Below are 6588 nucleotides of genomic sequence, written 5' to 3' on the forward strand. Positions count from 1 at the left end.
GTGAAACAACTTTGCGCCGATGATAGTGCTGCAACCAGTGTGAAAGTAGGTTATCGTCAGGCTTGTTATTCGAAAAAACCCCTTCCGGTGATCCGGTTGGGGTTTTTTTACGTCTGGCGGTTTTGCCCGGTGCGCGCTTTTTGTCGTGCGTACGGCGAAGTTGCGCGAAGTTATAGCTCGCGAGCGCTTTTTGCGGGGGGAAGTGTGCCGCAAAAATGCCTATCTTGCCCGGCCCATGTTGCTAACTGCGGGCACCGTCATGTTCTCTTCATATTCACACTGTACGATGGCTTGCATGGCTGCTGCCCTTGGGTGGCCAGTCCCTTTCATCCCATCAAGTAAATGTGTGCATCCATGTTGGCCAAGCTTAAACTCGTCAAAACTCCCAAAGGCATCGATAGCGTCTTGATGCTGTCGGCCATGCTGATACTCTGGATCGGCAATTACAGCAACCTCGATCTCATGATCGCCGACAGCATGTTCGACGGGACGCGTGGGCAATTTGCCGGCACGGGCAGCGCGTGGGCGGGCAATTTCCAGCTCGGCATGATCTCGCTTGGCTGCGCCATGATCTGCCTGGCTATCTGGGACACCTTGCATCCGCTGGCTCGGCTGGCCTCACGCCGCAGCGCCTTGCGCGTCGTGGCCCTGTCGGTCGTCTTGGTGCCGCTAAGCATTTACTTGCTCTCTTCTTTCAGCGATGTGCCTTGCCCCACGGATTTGCTGCGCTATGGCGGACTGGCGCCATACACGCGCCTGCTGGAAACATTGCCCGCCAATGCATCTGCCATGGTTTGCCTGCCCACCATGCAGGCGAACACTGCCTGGTGGATGCTGGCCTTGCCATTGTTTTGCCTGCCCGGACGGCCACGCACGGCGTTTTTGCTCGCTGGCGTCATGCTGCTGTGCGGTTTGGCGGCAGGCTGGCAGCAACAGTTGCAAGGTACGCAATTTTTCACGCACACCTTGTGGTCTGCCTGGATCGCCTCTTTCCTGATATATCTGCTGCATAATCTGCTCCAGGTCGAGGACGCGTTGGCCTGAAACATAAAAGTACGTCACAATCTGCCTGTCTAGTTGTCGTTTCATACAAAAACAGGAGCACCATGAACGAGCAGATTGCGAGAGAAGTGGTATTGGTCCGTGCTATCGAGACGGCCGACCAGAAAAGAGAAGTCCTCAGCGAGGATGACCGCATGTATGCCAGCCGCAGCGCGCGTGAGCTTGCGCAGTGGCAAGCTTCGGGCAAGCAGGCCGAAGTGACGGGTGACGATTTCCTGCAGCAGCGCTCCGAACTGATCCTCAAGCGCATCACCGAACGCACGCCTGCCTTCGCCGCTTTCGCGAAACGCCGTAACGGCATGAAAACCCTGGCGCTGACCTTACCCCTGCTGGCACTGCTGCTGGGCGCCGGACTCGACCGCATCACGGATCCCCATCGCGTGGATCTGTTGTCGGCGCCCTTGCTGCTGATCATTGCGTGGAACGTGCTGGTCTACCTGGGCTTGCTGATCTGGCTATGCATCCCCTCGCATGCCCTCGGCTGGCCGAAAGCAGGGCTGGTGCGCCACCTGAGCGTGGGCCGCCTGGCCTTGCCCCGCAAGTTGCCGCACGCCTTGTCCTCGGGTTTGCTCAGCTTCATGGGGGAATGGGCGCACCTGAGCGCCAAGCTGACGGCCGCGCGCCTGAGCCGTACCATCCACTTGAGCGCCGCCATGTTTGCCATCGGCGCCGTCGCCTCGTTGTATGCGCGCGGTTTCCTGTCGCAATACGCAGCTGGTTGGGAAAGCACCTTTTTGAGTGCCGGCCAGGTGCACAGCCTGCTTTCAACCCTGTTTGCGCCGGCTATTGCCCTGTTTCATTTGCAAGGCTTTTCGCTGGCGGAAATCGAAGCGCTGCGTTTCCCGCAAACGACGACCGTCGAAGGTGGCGCGCGCTGGGTGCATTTGTATGCGGCAACGATTTTCCTGCTGGTGGTCGTTCCCCGCCTGATCCTGGCATTGCTCAATAATTGGCGCGCCGCGCGCCTGACCAGGCACTTCCCGCTGGATCTCGATCAACCGTATTTCCGCAAGCTCAATGAAAGCATCGGCGTGGCCACGGGCGGCATGCTGCGCGTCTTGCCATACAGCTTTACTGTCGATGAGGCGCGCCACAAGGGCCTGGGCCAGTTGTCCATCATGCTGTTTGGCGAGCAAGGGCGCATGATGCTGCGTCCGTCGACGTCGTATGGCGAAGAGCCGCAGGACGTTCTGCGCGGCACGGACCTGAATGATCCGCAAGTCAATATCACGGCCGTGCTGTTCAACCTGACGGCGACGCCGGAAAAGGAAAATCATGGCGCCTTCCTCGATTACCTGGTGCAATCGTCGACACGTGGCATCGCCGTCCTGATCGACGAGTCCAGCTATCTGGAGCGCGTGGGCGAGCAGGTGGATAATGGCGCGCGCCAGGCGGAACGAGTCGCCTTGTGGCAACAATTCTGCCAGTTCCACAAAACCACGGCCACCCTGGTCAATTTGCTCAATCCTGCCTTGCACCCGCTCGATGCTGGTGTCGGGCTGAAAGTATCGGCAGCAGCATGAGTGTGAATGTGAATAAAGAAGTGCAGGATGATGCAGTGCAGATTCAGTTCGCGCTGATTTCGCACACGAATAATGGCAAGACGACACTGGCGCGTACCCTGGTGGGCGTAGATATCGGCGAAGTGCGCGACGCCGCCCACGTGACCGTGTTTGCGGAATCGCATACCTTGCTGGCGACACCGCAGGGTGATGCCCTGCAATTATGGGATACGCCAGGCTTCGGCGACTCCGTGCGCCTGCTCAAGCGCCTGGGGCAGTCCGGCAATCCCATCGGCTGGTTCCTGCGCGAAGTGCTGGACCGTTATCGCGACCGCCCGTTCTGGCTCAGCCAGCAAGCGTTGCGCACGGCCAAGGACTCTGCCGACGTGGTGCTGTACCTGGTCAACTCCTCTGAAAATCCCCGGGACGCGGGCTACTTGCCAGCGGAAATGAAAATCCTCGCCTGGCTGGACAAGCCGGTGGTGGTCTTGCTCAATCAGATGGGACCGCCGCGTCCGGGTAATGAGGAGCACGGCGAGCAGGCGCGCTGGCGCGAGCATTTGCAGCAGTATCCGATCGTGCGCGACGTCCTGGCGCTCGATGCCTTTGCCCGCTGCTGGGTACATGAGCGCGTGTTTTACGAAGCCGTGGGTAAATTGTTACCGCAGTCGCAGCAAGCTGGCTACGCGCGGTTGTTTGCTGCCTGGCAAACGCAAAATACGGCGCGTTTCCAGCAGGCGATGCATTTGCTGGCCATGCAGCTGGCGGTGGCTGGGCAGGATCGTGAAGCCATTGATCCGGCATCCAGGGGCTTGCTGAAATCGGCCTTGCAGGTCGTGGGTATCGGTAAGAATGCAGAGCAGCAACGCCAGGAAAAGGCCATGGCCAGCCTGGTGGCGCGCCTCAATACGCACAGCAGCGTGACCACGCGTGAACTGTTGATCTTGCACAAACTCGATCCGACCGATGCGCATAAGATCAATAGCCGGATACGGGAAAATTTCGCCGTGCGCGCGCCGATCGACAAGGCGCAAGCGGGGCTCTTGGGCGCCATGATTTCCGGTGCCGCGACGGGGCTGTCGGCCGACCTGATTTCCGGCGGTTTGACACTGGGTACGGGCGCCTTGCTTGGCGGCGTGGTCGGTGCGCTGACGTTTGCCGGCGCAGCCTGGGGTTTTAATTCCGGTACGGACCGCAATGAGCCCACGATGCAATTTACCGATGCCTTTTTGCGTACCTTGGTGGTGGCGGGCGTGCTGCGTTACTTGGCGGTGGCGCACTTTGGCCGTGGCCGCGGCAACTTTGTCGAAAGCGAGGCGCCGGCCTTCTGGCAGGATGAGGTCGAGCAGGCGGTAGCGCGCCATGACGCTGCTCTGGCCGAGCTGTGGAAAGACGTGCGCCGGGAAAAGTCGCCGGAGCAAGCCGCCGAGCGCGTCCTGCCCCTCATGTCGTCCATCACTTCCGATACCCTGGCGCGTCTGTATCCGGATGTGGCGCGCCTGGTGTAGATACCTGGTGTCGATTCTCAGGCGCGGACCTGCAGCCACTGCTCCAGAAATTGCACGCAGGCCCTGACCTTGGCCGAGTTCGATAGCCGCGAGGTGGTCACCGCCCACACGTCGGCCGCCTGTTGATACGCGGGCAGAATGCGCACCAGCTTGCCTTGCGCCAGGCTGCTTTCCACATCCCATGCTGAACGCAAGATGATGCCGTGGCCATCCAGTGCCCATTGATGGACGATCTCGCCATTGTTGGCCGAGAGCGGTCCATCGACCTTCACCGTTTCCACTCCTTGCGGTCCCTGCAGTTTCCAGCGCCGCCCATCCTGGTCGCGTTCGCGAATGACGATGCAGTCATGCTCGCGCAACTGCGCCAGGGTGTCCGGCGTTCCGCGTCGTGCCAGGTAGGCGGGCGCGGCGCACAGTACGCGTTGGTTGCTAGCAATACGGTGGGCGATCAGGTCCGGTTCATGGACCACGCCGATGCGAACGTCGAGATCGAAACCTTCGCCCAGCAGGTCGACGGGCCGGTCGAGCAATTCCAGCTGTATTTTCAGGCCTGGGTACTGCCGTGCCAGCTGGGATAGGGCTGGACCGAGCCGGTTGCGTCCGAAACCGGAACTGGAGCAGATGCGCAGCACTCCCTGCGGCTGCAGTTTCGACTGCGCTACCGCTTCACCCATTTGCTCGACATCTTCCAGGATGCGTTGCGCCCATTGCCGCACGATCTCGCCGTGATCGGTGACGCTGACCCGGCGAGTGGTCCGGTGCAGCAAACGTACTTGCAGCGCCGCTTCCAGCATGCCGATGCGCTTGCTGACGACGGCCTTGGAAATGCCCAGTTCCAAGGCCGTGCCGGCGAAGCTGGTTTTATGGGCAACCTGGCAAAACAGGCGTAAGTCTTCCAGCAGCGGCGTATGTTTCATTGATTGACCACGAAATGTGAATACTTTGGTTATGAATTACCCGATTGTATTCTCATGCGGTGCCAGTATCATCAATGCATCCATCTAGCATCTATCTATAACAGGAGAACCCCATGCCCGCACACCGAATCGCAGTCATCGCCGGCGACGGCATCGGCAATGAAGTCATGCCGGAAGGGCTGCGTGTCGTCGAGGCCGCCGCGCGCCGTTTCAATATCGACCTGCAGTTCACGACGATGGCATGGGCCAATTGCGACTATTACCTGGAACACGGGCAAATGATGCCCTCGGACTGGTTTGCCCAGCTCAAGGATTTCGACGCCATCTATTTTGGCGCCGTGGGCTGGCCGGACAAGGTGCCCGACCACATCTCCTTATGGGGTTCGCTGTTGAAATTCCGCCGCGAATTCGACGAATACGTGAATCTGCGTCCCGTGCGCTTGATGCCTGGTGTGCCGTGCCCGCTGGCGAATAAAAAGCCGGGCGATATCGATTTTTATGTGGTGCGTGAAAATACGGAAGGAGAGTATTCATCCGTGGGCGGGCGCATGTTCGAGGGGACGGAGCGCGAAACGGTGCTGCAGGAATCCGTTTTTACGCGCAAGGGTGTCGACCGTATCCTGAAGTATGCGTTTGAGCTGGCGCAAAGCCGGCCTAAAAAACACCTGACATCGGCCACGAAATCGAATGGCATCGCCATCAGCATGCCGTATTGGGATGAGCGGGTGGAAGCCATGAGCCCGAGCTTTCCCGATGTCCGCTGGGATAAATACCATATCGACATCCTGGCGGCCCGCTTTGTATTGAGCCCCGAACGTTTCGACGTGGTGGTCGCTTCGAATCTGTTTGGCGACATCCTGTCCGACCTGGGGCCCGCCTGCACGGGGACGATTGCCATCGCACCGTCGGCCAATATCAATCCGGAGCGCACTTTTCCTTCCGTTTTCGAGCCGGTGCACGGTTCCGCACCCGATATCTATGGCCAGAATATCGCCAATCCGATCGGCATGATCTGGTCGGGCGCCATGATGCTGGACTTCCTCGGCAATGGCGATGCCAATTACACGGCGGCGCATGATGCGATTGTGCGCGCCATCGAGCAGGTGCTCGAGCATGGTCCGCGTACGCCGGACATGGGGGGCAGCGCCAGTACGACGGATGTCGGCATGGCGGTTGCAGAATTGCTGAAATAAAGCTTGCTGCCCGTGTGTGGCTTTGCTATAGTTCGCCTCCCCAATGAGACGCAGTCAAATGCGGCAGTTGAGGATCACCGGAAACGGCGATAAGTAGTAAAGAAGGTGTTGACGGATTTAGCGAAACGCTTCATACTCTTCCTTCTTCGCAGCTGACAAACACAACGCTTTGTCGATAGCGCGAAAGCAGTACCGAATACAGTTCTTTAACAATTAACAGTCGATAAGTGTGGACATTTGATGTAAGTGCAGCAGCGATCTTCGGATTGCTGTAATACTTAAAATATCAAATGTTCACAAGAAATAATGAAATAGGCGCTACGAAAGTAGTGGCCTGTCAGTTTTTTGAGTGAGCGACCCATCAGTAATGATGGTGCCGGTAAAACGGCAAAGTAACAGAGATTAA

Annotated in this window: 6 protein-coding genes; 5 read left to right on the top strand and 1 reads right to left on the bottom strand. The window is 58.8% G+C overall.

Annotated elements, in window-relative coordinates:
* From VPH40_RS27845 to VPH40_RS27860, 4 genes are all read left to right on the top strand, one after another.
* A partial coding sequence (locus tag VPH40_RS27845) for a hypothetical protein (RefSeq protein WP_328575041.1) occupies positions 1 to 342 on the top strand: 342 nt, incomplete at its 5' end.
* Between the two features lie 12 nt (positions 343 to 354).
* The gene (locus VPH40_RS27850) at positions 355 to 1044 is read left to right on the top strand and encodes an acid phosphatase (protein WP_328575042.1); all 690 of its coding nucleotides are present in this window, start codon (positions 355 to 357) and stop codon (positions 1042 to 1044) included.
* Positions 1045 to 1106: 62 nt separating this feature from the next.
* A complete protein-coding gene (locus tag VPH40_RS27855) occupies positions 1107 to 2585 on the top strand; it encodes a DUF2868 domain-containing protein (RefSeq protein ID WP_328575043.1) in 1479 nt (492 codons plus the stop codon).
* Positions 2582 to 4072 carry a DUF3482 domain-containing protein gene (locus VPH40_RS27860; RefSeq protein WP_328575044.1) on the top strand — a complete coding sequence of 497 codons (1491 nt, stop codon included), beginning with the start codon at positions 2582 to 2584 and terminating at the stop codon, positions 4070 to 4072. Before VPH40_RS27855 ends, VPH40_RS27860 begins: the two co-directional genes overlap by 4 nt.
* A gap of 17 nt (positions 4073 to 4089) precedes the next feature.
* Here the strand turns inward: VPH40_RS27860 and VPH40_RS27865 are convergent, their stop codons facing one another.
* Entirely contained in the window at positions 4090 to 4989 is a 900-nt protein-coding gene (locus VPH40_RS27865; RefSeq protein WP_328575045.1) for a LysR family transcriptional regulator, read from the bottom strand.
* 113 nt (positions 4990 to 5102) lie between these two features.
* Here VPH40_RS27865 and VPH40_RS27870 point away from each other — a divergent pair, with 113 nt between their 5' ends.
* Positions 5103 to 6182 (top strand): tartrate dehydrogenase, encoded by a 1080-nt coding sequence (locus tag VPH40_RS27870; RefSeq protein ID WP_328575046.1) that lies wholly within the window; start codon positions 5103 to 5105, stop codon positions 6180 to 6182.
* The last annotated feature ends 406 nt before the right edge of the window (positions 6183 to 6588 follow it).

Origin of the sequence: Janthinobacterium sp. P210005, assembly GCF_036231865.1 — a bacterium.
Lineage (GTDB): Bacteria > Pseudomonadota > Gammaproteobacteria > Burkholderiales > Burkholderiaceae_D > Janthinobacterium > Janthinobacterium kumbetense.

What these genes read in the sequence shown, in the direction of transcription:
- VPH40_RS27850 (WP_328575042.1), top strand. Translation starts at nt 355, where the DNA reads ATGTTGGCCAAGCTTAAACTCGTCAAAACTCCCAAAGGCATCGATAGC.
- VPH40_RS27855 (WP_328575043.1), top strand. Translation starts at nt 1,107, where the DNA reads ATGAACGAGCAGATTGCGAGAGAAGTGGTATTGGTCCGTGCTATCGAG.
- VPH40_RS27860 (WP_328575044.1), top strand. Translation starts at nt 2,582, where the DNA reads ATGAGTGTGAATGTGAATAAAGAAGTGCAGGATGATGCAGTGCAGATT.
- VPH40_RS27865 (WP_328575045.1), bottom strand. Translation starts at nt 4,989, where the DNA reads ATGAAACATACGCCGCTGCTGGAAGACTTACGCCTGTTTTGCCAGGTT.
- VPH40_RS27870 (WP_328575046.1), top strand. Translation starts at nt 5,103, where the DNA reads ATGCCCGCACACCGAATCGCAGTCATCGCCGGCGACGGCATCGGCAAT.